The sequence below is a fragment of the Acinetobacter variabilis genome (genome assembly GCF_000369625.1).
Classification (GTDB): domain Bacteria; phylum Pseudomonadota; class Gammaproteobacteria; order Pseudomonadales; family Moraxellaceae; genus Acinetobacter; species Acinetobacter variabilis.
Map to the genome: position 1 here is coordinate 1,067,633 of NZ_KB850113.1, position 15,317 is coordinate 1,082,949.

The 15,317-nt window shown below is 39.8% G+C and carries 13 protein-coding genes and 1 pseudogene; 5 read left to right on the plus strand and 9 right to left on the minus strand.

Features of this window, described 5'->3' with window-relative positions; translation table 11 throughout:
• Positions 1–57 precede the first annotated feature (57 nt).
• Positions 58–432: a glycine cleavage system protein GcvH gene (gcvH, locus tag F897_RS10825; protein ID WP_004280423.1), complete on the plus strand. Its 375-nt coding sequence runs from the start codon at positions 58–60 to the stop codon at positions 430–432.
• A 239-nt stretch (positions 433–671) separates the two neighbouring features.
• Complete coding sequence (locus tag F897_RS10830; RefSeq protein WP_005235840.1) at positions 672–1,847, plus strand: MFS transporter; 1,176 nt, start codon at positions 672–674, stop codon at positions 1,845–1,847.
• Between the two features lie 74 nt (positions 1,848–1,921).
• On the opposite strand, the gene F897_RS10835 is transcribed toward F897_RS10830, so the two are convergent.
• The 5 genes and pseudogenes from F897_RS10835 to F897_RS10855 all read right to left on the minus strand — a co-directional run bounded on the left by F897_RS10835 (position 1,922) and on the right by F897_RS10855 (position 8,411).
• Positions 1,922–3,118 (minus strand): PilT/PilU family type 4a pilus ATPase, encoded by a 1,197-nt coding sequence (locus tag F897_RS10835; RefSeq protein ID WP_005235842.1) that lies wholly within the window; start codon positions 3,116–3,118, stop codon positions 1,922–1,924.
• A gap of 400 nt (positions 3,119–3,518) precedes the next feature.
• Entirely contained in the window at positions 3,519–4,697 is a 1,179-nt protein-coding gene (locus F897_RS10840; protein WP_005235844.1) for a PilT/PilU family type 4a pilus ATPase, read from the minus strand.
• A gap of 260 nt (positions 4,698–4,957) precedes the next feature.
• Positions 4,958–6,007 carry a 3-deoxy-7-phosphoheptulonate synthase gene (locus F897_RS10845; RefSeq protein WP_005235846.1) on the minus strand — a complete coding sequence of 350 codons (1,050 nt, stop codon included), beginning with the start codon at positions 6,005–6,007 and terminating at the stop codon, positions 4,958–4,960.
• Between the two features lie 551 nt (positions 6,008–6,558).
• A complete protein-coding gene (locus F897_RS10850; protein ID WP_005235848.1) occupies positions 6,559–7,089 on the minus strand; it encodes a hypothetical protein in 531 nt (176 codons plus the stop codon).
• Between the two features lie 208 nt (positions 7,090–7,297).
• Positions 7,298–8,411: pseudogene (locus tag F897_RS10855) on the minus strand (S-(hydroxymethyl)glutathione dehydrogenase/class III alcohol dehydrogenase).
• Between the two features lie 120 nt (positions 8,412–8,531).
• Between F897_RS10855 and F897_RS10860 the strand changes: the two are divergent.
• From F897_RS10860 to F897_RS10870, 3 genes are all read left to right on the plus strand, one after another.
• The gene (locus F897_RS10860; protein ID WP_005235853.1) at positions 8,532–10,085 is read left to right on the plus strand and encodes a phospholipase D family protein; all 1,554 of its coding nucleotides are present in this window, start codon (positions 8,532–8,534) and stop codon (positions 10,083–10,085) included.
• 263 nt (positions 10,086–10,348) lie between these two features.
• Positions 10,349–10,786 (plus strand): hypothetical protein, encoded by a 438-nt coding sequence (locus F897_RS10865; RefSeq protein ID WP_005235854.1) that lies wholly within the window; start codon positions 10,349–10,351, stop codon positions 10,784–10,786.
• Positions 10,787–10,964: 178 nt separating this feature from the next.
• A complete protein-coding gene (locus F897_RS10870; protein ID WP_005235855.1) occupies positions 10,965–11,456 on the plus strand; it encodes a pyridoxamine 5'-phosphate oxidase family protein in 492 nt (163 codons plus the stop codon).
• A 60-nt stretch (positions 11,457–11,516) separates the two neighbouring features.
• On the opposite strand, the gene F897_RS10875 is transcribed toward F897_RS10870, so the two are convergent.
• The 4 genes from F897_RS10875 to F897_RS10890 all read right to left on the minus strand — a co-directional run bounded on the left by F897_RS10875 (position 11,517) and on the right by F897_RS10890 (position 15,277).
• A complete protein-coding gene (locus F897_RS10875) occupies positions 11,517–12,101 on the minus strand; it encodes a uracil-DNA glycosylase family protein (protein ID WP_005235856.1) in 585 nt (194 codons plus the stop codon).
• A 32-nt stretch (positions 12,102–12,133) separates the two neighbouring features.
• A complete protein-coding gene (locus F897_RS10880; protein WP_005235857.1) occupies positions 12,134–12,844 on the minus strand; it encodes an SGNH/GDSL hydrolase family protein in 711 nt (236 codons plus the stop codon).
• Positions 12,845–13,062: 218 nt separating this feature from the next.
• Positions 13,063–14,121 carry a fatty acid desaturase gene (locus tag F897_RS10885; RefSeq protein WP_005235858.1) on the minus strand — a complete coding sequence of 353 codons (1,059 nt, stop codon included), beginning with the start codon at positions 14,119–14,121 and terminating at the stop codon, positions 13,063–13,065.
• Between the two features lie 412 nt (positions 14,122–14,533).
• Positions 14,534–15,277, minus strand: coding sequence for an SDR family oxidoreductase (locus F897_RS10890; RefSeq protein WP_004785546.1), 744 nt, complete (start codon positions 15,275–15,277; stop codon positions 14,534–14,536).
• Positions 15,278–15,317: the final 40 nt, after the last annotated feature.

Sequence of the window (15,317 nt, forward strand, 5' to 3'; positions counted from 1 at the left end):
TAAAAAGAATGTATAAAACATGTCAAAAATGATCTTAAGATTTTTAAGGAGTTATCAATGAATCATCCTGCAGAATTAAAGTACGCAAGTACACATGAATGGGTGCGCATTGAGGGTGATCTTGTTGTGACCGGTATTTCCGACCATGCACAGGATGCGTTAGGTGATCTGGTCTATGTAGAAGCACCAGATCTTGATTCACATATTACTGCGGGCGAACAAGCCGGTGTCGTTGAATCTGTCAAAACGGCTTCCGATATTCATGCACCGGTGTCTGGTGTAGTGGTTGAAATCAATCCTGATCTTGAAGATGATCCTGATTTTATTAATGACGACCCATATGGCAAAGGTTGGATCTATAAAATCAAACCGGACAATATGGCAGATGTTGAAAAGCTGCTTTCCAATACAGAATATGAAGCTGGTCTCTAAGCCGGTTTAAATTTAGAAAATCAGCCTTCGGGCTGATTCTTTTATTAAAGATCAATCGCCGCATTTCCTAGTTCAAATTAAATTTCATGTATTTATCATGAAATATCATTGTATTTTTCACTTATTTTTCCTAAAGTCTTGATCATATTCACTTCGCTCCTGAATAGGTCGCGCTTATTTATAACAATAATTTCCCATGCTGAGCCCAGCGTCTTACAGCATATCATTTTAGGAAAATCATGAACGTCAATGCAGCGCCATTATGGACCAAGCCTTTTGTGCTGTGTCTGGCCAATAACCTGTTTTTATTTATTTTCTATTTTGCACAAACTACAATTTTACCAATTTATATCCTGAAAGAATTAGGCGGAAACTTAGCCCAAGCTGGTCTGGCTATGACTTTGTTTATGATTTCAGCGATTGCGGTACGTCCATTTAGCGGCTTAATTATTGAAAAATTGGGTATCCGTAAAACCTTGATTGTTTCTGGAATCTTTTTCAGTCTATTTTCCCTAGCCTATTTGCTTGCCGATCAGCTGATGACCTTATTTATCATCCGTTTTTTGCATGGGATCTGGTTTAGTATTTTGACTACAGTCTGTGTCCCTGTAGTAAATCAGTTTATTCCAGAACAGCGTAAAGGCGAAGGCATGGGCTATTACGTCATGTCAGTCAATCTGGGTATTGTTCTAGGACCATTGATTGGCTTAAGTCTGATTGAATACTGGTCTTATTTTCAGATCACAATGCTGCTTATTGCATTAGTTTTTATCGGATTTGCTTTCTGCTTAATGATTCCGGTCAAAGAGCCTGAGCACATCATTCAAACTATTCCTGAGAAAAAAGGACTGGCGTTGTCTGATGTTGTAGAAAAGAAAGCATTGCCTGTTGCTGTTCTGGCAGCTCTGATTTCTTTCTCTTATGCCAGCATCATGTCTTTTATTGCACCTTTTGCTGCCAGTAAAAACCTGATGGCTTATGCCAGTTTATTCTTTGTCGTATTCGCCATTTCCATGATGAGTTTACGTCCGATTACCGGAAAAATTTACGATCGCAAAGGTCCACAATATGTGATTTATCCTGCGCTATTAGTATTTAGTTTAGGACTTTTTTTACTCAGTCAGATTCAGACGTTGTGGGGATTCCTGCTGGCTGCGGTATTGATTGGTGTCGGTTTTGGTAGCGCACAACCTTGCATCCAGACACTGGCCATTCAACGTGCACCGAAACACCGAATTGGTTATGCGACTTCGACCTTTTATACCTTTTATGATGTAGGAATTGCGGTCGGCTCGCTCCTGATTGGGGTGCTTATTGCGACTTATAGTTATCAGTTCGCCTTTATTCTCTGTAGTTTACTCACCCTATGCAGTATTGTTTACTTTAAATTGGTCGTTCAAGTTAAGACTGCCTAATACAAGTTAATGTCTAAATATAATAAAAAACAGGCAGATGAACTGCCTGTTTTAATTCTGACACGAAGATGTATTTATTCAGATGCTGAAGTATTTTCTTGTTCTTTTTCTTCAGCTTTCGGTTCTTGCATCATCGTGAATTGTGTTGCTTCTCCGGCAGCAGGATTATCTTGGCGGTTGCTTTTCAGCTTGATCTGTAAACGTAATTCATTAGTCGAATCGGCATTACGCAATGCTTCCTCATAAGAAATCGCACCCTCGTTATACAGGTCAAATAAGGCCTGATCGAAAGTCTGCATGCCCAGTTCACGAGATTTGCCCATAATAGCTTTCAGCTCATGAAACTCACCTTTTAAAATCAGATCAGAAATCAAAGGTGTATTTAACATGATTTCAATCGCAGCCCGACGGCCTTTCCCATCCTGAGTACGAATCAGACGCTGGGAAATAATTGCCTTCATATTCGAAGATAGATCCATCAATAACTGATTACGGCGTTCTTCCGGGAAGAAGTTAATAATCCGGTCCAAAGTCTGGTTAGCATTATTGGAATGCAGTGTGCCCAGACATAAATGTCCGGTTTCGGCGAAGGCAATTGCGTGTTCCATGGTTTCAGTATCGCGAATCTCACCAATCAGAATCACATCAGGTGCCTGACGCAAGGTATTTTTCAACGCATTGTGCCAGGAATGGCAATCTACCCCGACTTCACGGTGAGTAATCATAGATTTCTTGTGCTTATGCACATATTCCACTGGGTCTTCCACGGTAATAATATGCCCTGCAGAATTTTCATTGCGGTAGTCGATCATCGCTGCCAAAGAGGTCGATTTACCTGAACCTGTTCCTCCCACAACCAGTACCAGACCACGTTTTTCCATAATCACGTGTTTCAATGATTCTGGTAATTTCAGTTTCTGAAAATTTGGAATTTCTGCCGTAATGGTCCGGATCACCATCCCAACCTGAAGCTGTTGTACGAAAACATTTACTCGGAAGCGCGATACACCCGGCACGGTAATCGCGAAGTTACATTCTAGTTCAGCTTCAAACTCTTGACGCTGTTTGTCATTCATCAAGCTATAGGCAAACAGTTTGGTTTTTTCAGCAGTTAAGGTCTGTTGTCCAAAGGGCTTCATTAAGCCCTGGTGTTTAATACTCGGTGGAAAATCTGCGGTAATAAATAAGTCTGAGCCCCCATATTCCACTACTTTGGTCAGCATGTGATGCATGAATTTTTTTGCTTCGTCCAACAGTTCTGCCGTGAACATTCTCTTCCCCTGGAAATACACAATTACATGAATTTTAAATGCTTGATTCATGCCAATATCATTTGATTTTTATTGTGCAGCGTTTTTTTTAAAGCCTCAAATAGATTTGATTTATAAAGAAAATATTTTTGGAAAAATATGTGATACAGTTCAATAAAATATCAATTAAGTGGACATGATTTGATTTTTAAAACTATTCCACTTTAAAAGAATATTACGATGAAAAGATCATATTTAGGATAAATGCAGACAGGGTTAAATTAAATTCGTCAGGACAGAAAGGATAGAATTTAAAATAGATAGATGGCCGAAAACTGCCTTGCTTAAAAGCCACCATTAAAGAAGATTTATGACTCAGTTCTATTGAGCTGAATGACAGTCTGTTAATAAAAAGCAAAGATTAATCAGGAGAAAGTGCACGTAATCTGGACTGTTCCAGAAGTGATATTTGTGCATTTTCTGCCCGTAAGACTGGATTAATACGACTGCTCTTTAGCTTGATTTGTAGACGTAATTCATTGCTGGAGTCTGCATTACGCAAGGCTTCTTCATAAGAAATAATGCCTTGGTTATATAAATCAAACAACGCTTGATCAAAGGTTTGCATGCCCAGTTCCCGCGAACGAGCCATAATCGTTTTAAGTTCATGGAATTCACCTTTACGAATCAGGTCAGAAACTAAAGGTGTATTTTGCAGAATTTCTACCGCTGCCCGACGACCTTTACCATCTTCAGTACGAATTAGGCGCTGAGAAATCACGGCTTTAATATTGGCTGATAAATCTAGCAATAGCTGATTACGGCGTTCTTCCGGGAAGAAGTTAATAATCCGGTCCAGTGCCTGATCGGCATTATTGGAATGAAGTGTGGTAAGACATAAATGGCCGGATTCAGCAAAGGCAATTGCATGTTCCATACTGTCTGTATCGCGGATTTCACCAATCACGATGACGTCAGGTGCCTGCCGCATGGTATTAATCAGTGCATTGTGCCAGGAAACACAATCCACACCAATTTCCCGCTGGGTAATCATCGATTTTTTATGCTGATAGACATATTCCACCGGATCTTCGATTGTAATAATATGCCCTTCAGTATGCGTATTACGGTAATCAATCATAGCTGCTAATGTAGTCGATTTTCCGACACCCGTTGCGCCGACTACCAGCACCAGACCACGTTTCTGCATGATGACCTGTTGCAATGAAGCCGGTAAGCCTAGTTGCTCAAAGCTTGGAATATCTGTCGTAATGATCCTAATCACCATGCCTACATTGTGCTGTTGCTGGAAGACATTAACCCGGAAACGAGACACATTCGGGATGCTAATACTAAAATTGCATTCCATCACCGATTCAAACTCCTGAATCTGTCGCTCGTTCATCAAGGCATAAGCAAACAAACGGGTCTTTTCGGCTGTGAGTTTCTGCTGGCCAAACGGTTTCATTAACCCCTGCTGTTTGATACTAGGGGGGAAATCAGCTGTGATAAAAAGATCGGAACCACCATATTCAACGACTTTGGTCAGCATATGGTGCATAAATTTACGTGCTTCATCGAGCAATTCAGTTGTATACATAGCAAGATTCCTGGGATCATGACTCATCCGCTGTATAAAAACAGTGTCAGACTGACCTCTAATAAGTTATTGTTATTGTTATTGTTTATTTTTTAAATTAATTATTTTTTATTCAATTTTTAAAATCGTTTTAATACTCATTGTTTTAATTTTCAAAATATCGAATAGTTTTCTTGAGTGTCCAAATATACACTTCTTAATACCCATATTCGATCATAATATCTTTCCCCAACGAATTGAGGAAAGACAAGACCGTCAGTTTAAGCGCTACGCTTTAAACTTTCGCATCGCAGTGAATCTGCCATATTTAACAATAATTGCTCGGTTTTTGTCCAGCCCAGACATCCATCAGTCACTGACTGGCCGTAAACCATATCTTCTGAGATTTTCTGGTTGCCATCGACCAGATGACTTTCGAGCATTACACCACGTACATTGTTGTGCAAACGTTCAGCGACGATCTGCTCCAGCACTTTAGATTGTAGCATTGGGTTTTTTGAACTATTGCCATGACTGCAATCAATAACCAGGGCCGGCAAATCGATTGAGTGTTTTGCTTTAATCTTTTCAATTTCAGACAACTGGTAGTTCGGACCACTATTTGAACCACGCAGGATCAAATGTGCTTTTGGATTACCTTGTGAGTTCAGGATACATGGCAAACCCGATTGACTCATGCCCATGAACTGATGGGAGTTGGAAGCTGACTGAATGGCATCAAGAGCAATTTGAATCGAACCATCTGTCCCATTTTTGAAACCGATGCTGTACGACATATGGCTGGAAATTTCACGGTGAATTTGTGATTCACTGGTACGCGCGCCAATCGCGCCCCAGGTCAATAGATCATCAAAATACGCCGTTGCCATTGGACTTAAGATCTCTGAGGCAATCGGCAGGCCCATGCCAATCAGTTTTAGGTACAGTGCACGAGATTTTTCCAGACCCAATTGCATATTGGATGAGCCATCGAGTTCTGGGTCATACAGGAAGCCTTTCCAGCCGACAGTAGTCCGTGGTTTTTCAATATAAGCCCGCATAACCAGGAAAATTTGATCTGAGACCTGTTCCTGAAGCTGTTTTAATTTTTCTGCATATTCCAGTGCGGAAGCTTCATCATGAATGGAACATGGTCCGGTAATCACCATTAAACGGTGATCTTTACCCTCTAAAATATTTTGAATAATTTGACGCTGTTCAGCGACTTGTACAGCCAATTGCGGAGACAGTGGCAATCGCTGCTTAAGCTGCTGTGGCAAAGCTAAAATGGTTTCTGTTTGATGTTGTTGTGATGTATTTGCAATATTCATGACTTTAAATCCTGGGACTGGCAATCAGTCCAAACTTTTATTTGAGCGTTATGGGTCTAATCGAAGATGTCGAAAGCGTCATTAGCTGGCTAAAGTAAGACCAATAAAAGTTGCTAAAGTATGAATAGTTAAAGTTTGTCATGTCTGTCTCCAAAAACTGTTAAATCACATGCATAAAAAAACCTGATCAGGGTTGCCGATCAGGTATTAACTGGTGGGCAACCTTTTCATTGCCCAAACGCATTCAGGCAATTATCTAAACTGCCAAAAATAAAAATAAGCGTTTGAAATGATAGGTTGCTTTAACATGTTTATGTCTTTCATAAAAATGTGAATCTGAAATTAAAATACGCGCTCTATCCAGTTTTGACAAGTAGTAAATATAAAAAAATATTTATCAGTATTTGTACTTTTACTTATCGCCCTAGAATTCTAGCCTTTCAGTGATTAATTTTCAGATATTAATAATGAACAAAGTCGTGAAAGTCAGCGGACTTTGCCCATTTCCTTAAAACCAAGAGCATATTAGATCTTGGTTTTGGCATTTGCAATTAACGGGTTACGCGATTCCATGCATCACGTACTGCAAATTTTGCCTGTTCCCAGTTCAGACGTGACTGGCCTTTTGCTTGCTCCCATTTTACTTTCAGATCGCTTTCTACGTCTTCAAAACGGGTATTAGCATCATATGCCCCACGGTTTTCATAACCGACACGATAGGCCGCATCATAGTCACGATCGTAATCTAAATCGCTATACGTGGTACGGGCATCTGAATAATAAGGGGTTTCAACAGCATTATCTCGCCAGAAAGCTGCTTCTTCAGTCGGGTTCACAGCTTCGCCTACGCCTTTACCTGCGAGACCACCGACCACTGCCCCAACAACACCGCCTACTGCTGCACCGACCGGACCGCCTGCGGCACCGACCGCTGCACCTGCCGCTGCGCCACCTGCAGCACCAATACCTGTACCCACAGGATGAGCACCAGGTTCACCAGTAATTGGATCAGCATTTAAATCATCGCGGACATCTTTAGGCGCATTCTTAATTACATCACGATCAAAATTATCATTCGACATAGAGCTTATCCTTATTCTTTAAAATGGTTTTATCACGTATTTTCATACGTCCTATTTAATATAAGCATCTGGCATGTAATGACATTAGCAGGCGTGTGTTGTTTCAGTGACTCTCTGTGAGGCTTTCATGCACTAATGTATCTTGAATCAAGTGAAAGCCGCATAAAAAAGACCGGATTGGTACCGGTCTTTTTTAGATTAAAACAGCTTAGTCAAAATGAATGACTGTACGGATTGATTTACCTTCATGCATCAGGTCAAAAGCTTCATTGATCTGATCTAATGGCATCGTATGTGTCACAAATGGTTCTAATTGAATTTCGCCTTTCATGGCCTGCTCAACCATGCCCGGTAATTGAGAACGGCCCTTAACACCACCAAATGCCGTACTCATCCATTTACGGCTTGTGACTAGCTGGAATGGACGAGTCGAGATTTCTTTACCTGCACCTGCTACGCCAATAATCACAGACTGACCCCAACCGCGATGCGCACATTCTAGTGCTGAACGCATTACGTCGACATTACCAATACATTCAAAAGAGTGGTCTACGCCCCAACCGGTCATTTCCACAATCACTTGCTGAATTGGCTTGTCATAGTCTTTCGGATTCACAAAATCAGTAGCACCAAACTGTTTAGCCAGTTCGAATTTATCTGGATTGGTATCCACGGCAATAATACGACCTGCCTTAGCCTGACGAGCACCCTTGTACAACTGCAAGTCCAATACCGCCTAAGCCAAATACAGCAACACTATCGCCTTCCTGCACTTTAGCAGTGTTATGTACTGCACCAATACCTGTAGTCACGCCACAGCCCAATAAACACACTTGCTCATGGTTAGCTTCAGGGTTAATTTTCGCCAGAGAAACTTCTGCAACGACTGTATATTCAGAGAACGTTGAACAGCCCATATAATGATAAATTGGCTGGCCATTATAAGAAAAACGGGTAGTTCCATCTGGCATTACACCTTTACCCTGAGTCGCACGAACCGCTACACACAGGTTGGTCTTACCCGATTTACAGAACAGACATTCACCACATTCTGCTGTGTAAAGTGGAATCACATGATCACCCGGTTTCAGACTCGTTACGCCTTCACTTACCTCAACGACCACACCCGCACCTTCGTGGCCTAAAATTGCTGGAAATACGCCTTCCGGATCATCACCAGACAAGGTAAATGCATCGGTATGACATACGCCAGTATGGCTAATTTTTACCAGTACTTCACCTGCTTTTGGTGGAGCAACATCTACTTCCACAATTTCTAATGGCTGACCTGAGCCAAATGTAACCGCTGCACGTGATTTCATGTAAAACAAGCCTTTTATTACTGATTTACAGATGGTTAACAGTAACCTCTTTCTATTCGGAGATTCAACCATTAACATCACTAGTTGAGGAATAAAACCCCTATAACAAATGGAACATCAATGACTAAGCCCTCGTCAATTACATGTTTAAGTATTTTTGTTTTTAGCCTGACTATTTCTGGCTGTGAATTAGCTCCCAATACAGCAAAAGAAGAAGCTATTACTCCCGTACAATCGGCCCACTGGATTAGAGAGGAACAGCTACCACAGATTCAGGAAGGTAAAACGGCTTATCTGCCTTTATATGATGGTTTTATGAGTATGGCGGCAAGGTTATATCTGATCAATCAGGCCAAATACCATCTCGACCTGCAATATTACATCTGGAAAGATGACTATATTGGCAACATGATTCTCTCCCAATTATTAAAAGCCGCTGATCGAGGCGTGAAGGTTCGGGTTCAGATTGATGACCAGAACGGAACTCAACTGGATGATAAGCTGCTGGCCTTAGCTCAGCATCCTAATTTCGAAGTCAGATTATTTAATCCTTATAAATTCCGTCATTTGCGTGCCCTTGATTACGGATTCCGTATGAAATATGTTAATCCGCGCATGCATAATAAACTGATTATTGCAGATGGTACGGCAGCGGTCACAGGTGGTCGGAATATCAGTAGTGAATATTTTGATGCCAGTGAAGACTTTCAGTTTAGCGATGTCGATATTTTCTTTGCCGGAAAACCAGCACACGATGCGAATCAAACCTTTATCAAATTCTGGAATGATGATCTGAGCTATGACATCCGACAAGTTCTAAATGATTCAGGCAATCCACAACTTTTAAAACGGCTGCGAACCGAATTTAAAGAAGATGAAGTCGATAAAAATGAGTTGAAACGTCGAGTTGGTATTGCGGAACAGCAGATTGATGAACAGCTGAGAAAGCGCCCGATTAAATGGGGAAATGCCTATTTTGTTGCCGATGCCCCTTCCAAGGCCCGTCGTAGCGCCCAGAATGGTGATTATATTTATACTCATATGCTGGAACTTATGGGTGAGCCCAAAGACCATCTGGAACTGGTTTCTTCTTATTTTATTCCTACTCAGGAAGGTGCGGATTATTTAAGTAAACGTGCCCAACAGGGTGTCAAAATCAGAATTTTAACCAATTCGTTCCAGGCAAATGATGTTGCTTTGGTTCATGCCTATTATCAGCAATACCGTAAACAGCTCCTCAAAAATGGAATTGAACTCTGGGAATTTAAACCCTATATTGAACGACCAAAACGGACCTGGTATGAAATTATGACCGGTAATATTATTCCGGCCAAAAATAAGAACAGTTCCAGTCTACATGCCAAATTCTTTGATCTGGATGGCATGGTATTTATTGGTTCCTTTAACTTCGATCCACGTTCTGCATATTTAAACACTGAAGTCGGTCTGGTGATTGAATCTGATCAGCTCCAAGATGAAATTACCAAGTCCTTAAACCAGTATTTACCCAGAATAGCTTATCAACTTAAGTTAAATAAACAGGGCGAGATCATTTGGCTGGAACATCAAAAAAATGGTTCAGTGATTCAGCATAATCATGACCCTGAAACAACACAATTCCAGCGTTATATGATGAATCTGGTGACAAAATTCCCGGGAGAATGGTTAATGTAATGACAGATACATTGCGATCAAATTACATTTAGTGTGGTTTTTCCTTAATTGATAGTTGGCTTTAGATATTTTAGATCTTTATTGGTAATAAGCTGAACAATATAAAATTGACTAAATCTCTAAATCGAGTTTTTCTACTTATATTTTTCAGCTTATTTCTTATACATTAATCAGATCAATGCTGACAAAGGTTTTACCTATTCCGTTGATTGCTCTAGAATTACACTTTTCTAGTATTTTGCGAATTTTCGCTTTCCACTCCCATGCAATTTTTTGATTTAAGCCGCCAGTTTAAACTCAGTGATATTCTCACCCCTGTTAAGACCTTGCAGGATCTGTCTCAACAAGAATGGTTTTTAGCCAAAGTACGGGTTGAACATGATTGCCTGTCTGATTCAGACTTGGTCGAAGGTCAGGTCGTACTTAAATCTAATCAGAATATCCAGATCGAACTGGAATGGGTGATTCAGGATAACGGTTATGAATTACAGGTACTATTTAAAGGTGTTGAAACCGAAGCTTCTGAAGAAACGCTGGTGATGGTTAAAGGTGCACAACTGGTCGATGAACAACAGCAACTGATTTCTGCACAGGCTTTAAGTTTATGGATTGACGGGACATTACTTCCAATGTTGCCAAATATTCGCAAGGAAATTAAAGCGCGCTTAAACCTGTGGGATTATGTGGAATATGATAGTTAATTCATTTTTCCATTTTCCATTTCTAAAATTTAAAAGAGCCATATCGGCTCTTTTTGTTCATAGGAAATTTATTTCTTATTTTTAATTGGTTAAATTGCCTTGACCTGAATATTTTTATGGCAATGCCTATTTTAGACATACAGATTAAGCTTGATTAAAATAATAAAGAGAAAACATCATGATTTCCCCTTCTGAATGGCAAAATATCCGTCAGGTAGTTGCTAATGCACAGCGTGCAGCAATGTATTGTTCGATCGCAACCGTCAATCCCCAAGGCTTTCCTAGTATTACTCCGATCGGAACTGTCTTCCTGGATCAGCAGTCTAATACAGGTTTCTTTTTTGATACCTACTCCACCACCTTCTCTGAAAATTTACAGCATCAGCCACTTGCATGCATTCAAGCTGTGAATAGCAGCAAACTTTTCTGGTTAAGCTCCATGTTTAAGGGAAAATTTAAGCATTATCCCGGTGTACGTCTATATGCAGAAATTGGCTCTTTACGTCCTGCTACAGCGGAAGAGATTGAGAAAGTTGAATCTCGTATTTTAGCTTTAAAATGGAGTAAAGGGAGCAAACTGATCTGGTCCAGCTTTCATCATGTGCGGGATATTAAAGTTAAGGATTATCGCTGGGTCGAATATCCCAATATGCAGGTAGAAAATATTTAAAAACTTTCTAAAAGTAAGTTTATTTCAAAAATATACTTAAAATTTATATTTATTCATAACTCAAATTAGACCGACATGCTCGAACATCATCCGATAACTGTTTGCTTTCTTATCTAGAGCCAAAGGATAAGCTCGGGATGAAGACGGCATCCGGTATAAATACAGCTCACGTCCAAGAAAATGTGCCTGAGTGGGCTCGCCTATACTTGGTTTCAACGTACCTTCAGGCATCGATAGCATCAGGGTATCTGTAGCCTTGTCGCCTGTGGTCATGATGTGGTTGCAGTCTGGCATTTTCCCTAATAGATCCTGCAAATTGGTTGGTACTACAATTTCCAGAAATTTATCGGAAGCATTTCCCTTCAGGCGTCGGATCTGATAAGCACTGTCAAAAATCGCAATCCCCGTTTCAGTTAGAAACTCACGGATTAGATGTTCCTGAAATTTTTTATTGGGTAAGTCCAAAAAGTAATCTTTATTTTTAAAGAAAATTAACCCAAATATCCGCCACATATCATTTTGGTAATTCGGATAATAAAAATTCATTTTCCAGCGCGTTGCGGGTGGTGGAAAGCTGCCCAACATCAGTAATTTGGCATTGGGCGGTAAAAATGGCGGTAATGGATGGGTTTCAATATCCAACATAAACTGTTCCAGATTCAGGTATTTCAGTTATTTTAGAATGCCTGACGGATCTTACTAGCAACTTCTTGTCCCCAAAGTGTATAAACTTCCTTACTTGGATGAAATCCATCTTGGGCCATTTGTAAATTCATGGCACGATATTTTTCAATATCGTATTCAATCCATTGCATGTTTTTCTGTTTGTTCACAAATTTTTCCAGTTGCTGGTTCATGTGTTTGGCATATTGACCAAATAACCAGGCCAGAGGATTCGGTAAAGCCGGGAACATATTCATCGGAGGAACACCGGCTGCAATGACCAGTTTTGGATTAAACTTTTGCTGGATTTTGCTATAAAACTGTTCCTGCTTCTTGATCCAGACATCGGCAGGCATGAGTTTAGTTACATCATTCACGCCGACTGAAGTCACGACCACATCATAGGATTTAGCTTCAATCTGATCTAAAGTATGAATGACTTTTGAGGTGGTATCGCCTGTTTTTGCCTGCAACTTCCATTCAATTTCAAAGTCATTTTTTAGCTCATTCAGAATCGCGCCGAGTAAGGCATCATCCTGATGATCTACGCCCACGCCTGCTGCTGCTGAATCACCTACAATCAGTAATGAAAGTTTTTTTCCTGTTCCTGTTTGCCCTTCACGTGCACCTTCTGGTTCTGGAAGTTTTATCGTATTTTTTTTGACACGGTTACCCTGAATTATGAGCGCGGGAATTAAGGCGATAGTGGCAGCTTTGAGCAACATAATGGACTAATTTATATAAAGATATGATTGATTTTACTGCAATTTATGGATTACGAGTAATACCTCAGCAGTCATTTTTAATGAATATTCACGTAACTTAGAATTTTGTCCGTACATTGCTTTCTAATATTTGTATATAAAATTTTTACTTAACGAGTAGATTAAAAAATTAAAAAATCCCGCCATTTAGCGGGATTTTTTTTAATGTAGCTGATCTATCAAACTTTATGATCATTCCAGCGGTTCATGCGCTTGAAAGTTCCGATATCATTAAAGCGTACACCCACTTCTTTCATGACTTTATGCGCCGTTTTAGAGGTCAACTGACGTATATAAAAGGGTTCTTTGACCACAAAATGATGGATCGCATGAGTTGAACCGAAATTACAGCAAAATAACTGGAATGGCACCATCCACCATGGATTCAGTACCTGAGTCTGCTTGATGACATCGCGTGGATCAATATCACCATAATAATGCATATTGGAGCTAACGAATTGCAGGCTAAAAGAACGGATAAAATTCGGAATGATCCAAACTACTGTCAAGAAATTCACGAGCGGCATAGCTTCGATGATACTTTCCGACCAAAGCATTTCATAACCAAAGATTGGTGCAACAGCATTGCCTACATGAAAAACTACAAATAAATAGCACAGACCATAATAAATCATGCTTAATGGCAAGAAGCCCAAGAGCTGAGAAATCATGGCAACTTTACGTTCTTTTTCAGGTTGTTTTTCCATAAAAATATGAATCATTTTAAACATCTGAAATGGACGTAAATAGACCGACATGAGCTGGTCACTTATCACTAGTATGCGGCGAATCCCCCATGGCATACCATTACTGATGCCACGTTCTTCAAGATCATATTCAGTTCCTGAATATTTATGATGGTGCAAATGTAAACGACGACGTGCCCATGGACTAATTGTATTTGGACGAGCCAGCCACACCAAAGCCAACATTAAATGATGTGCCCAAGGCGTTTTTTTGAAATACATATAATGAATCAGGTCATGTTCCAATTCATGTGTCAGTGAAGCAAAAATTGCAATCAATGGAATGGTGAACCACGCCGAAAGATAACCATATCCATATGCCAATGCGCATGCGATCATCCCCGTCCAGGCAAAACCTAAAATACTCGCACCAATAAAATTCTGATGTTTGAGTATAGGATAACGGGTACGTATTTCTTCCCCGGCCTGTGTAACGATATTTCTGACCTTAGAGATTCGCTGTTGGTCAGTCATATCCGAAGATGTAGACATATGGACAACCTTTAATTTCTGAACAATTGTACATTAAAGGAATTTATAAAAAAGAGAAGTTATCTTTCCACTTTCGCAGCGAGTATGTCCAAGTTTTGGGCAGTTTTAGTAATTTTTTTAAGATCAAGAATAAAGCAGAAAAATAAGGAGATATTTTCTATAAAATTTATCGTCTAAAAATTCTTTTCTTAAAAATTTAATTATCTCTATTCTGATAAAATTTTTATTTTTATATAGAAATAAAATTTATTCATCATCAAAGTGTTAATGACTTTTAGGGATTTAACTAAACATCTTAATAATTTATAACGCCTTTAAATCCGATACCAGAATTATCCAACCTACTTTTATCCAAATTTTTAAATACTAAAAATTAAAAAAGCCCCTGATGGAGCTTTTTTGAATTGAAGTTTTAACCTAATTTATTGACTAATTTTAGCGGTAATACTTTCATTGCTAAACCGAGTGGCAACCAAGGCCACTTCGGTACATAAGCTTTGACTGGCGCTTTTTCAATTTCTTCTGCCAATAGACGTGAACCCGTTTTCTCATCCACTTCAAACGGTAATTTTTTCGCGCCTTCATTAATTTCAGTACGAATATAGCCTGGGAAAATGGTCGTAACTTTAATTGGTGTATCAATTAGTTCAGCACGAATGCCTTCAGCCAGATGTGCAACTCCAGCCTTACTTGCGCCGTAAGCGGTCAAGTGTTTTGGCATACCACGCATTGCGCTCATCGATGAAATCATCACCAGATGACCGGAGTTTTGTGCGCGGAAAATTTCCACTGCAGCTTCACATTGTGCCAATGCAGAAATAAAGTTAGTTTCAACAGTAGCTTTATTGATCGCAAAATTACCTTTACCAATCCGGCGGCCTTCACCTACACCGGCATTGACAATAATCCGGTCAATGGTGCCAAAGTCTTCTTTAAAGGCACGGAAAACTTCAAAAACCTGATCATAATTGGTTACATCCAGTGTTTTGGCAATGACTTTAATATCATATTGGCTTTCGAGTTCTTGTTTCAAAGTTTCCAGACGTTCCAGACGACGTGCACAAATCGCCAGGTTATACCCTTTTTTTGCAAATTCACGTGCCATACCGGCACCAATCCCTGAACTTGCACCAGTAATTAAAATCGTTTTAGCCATAATTTTTACCCTATCCCTTTATTTTTTTCTAAGGTGTTTT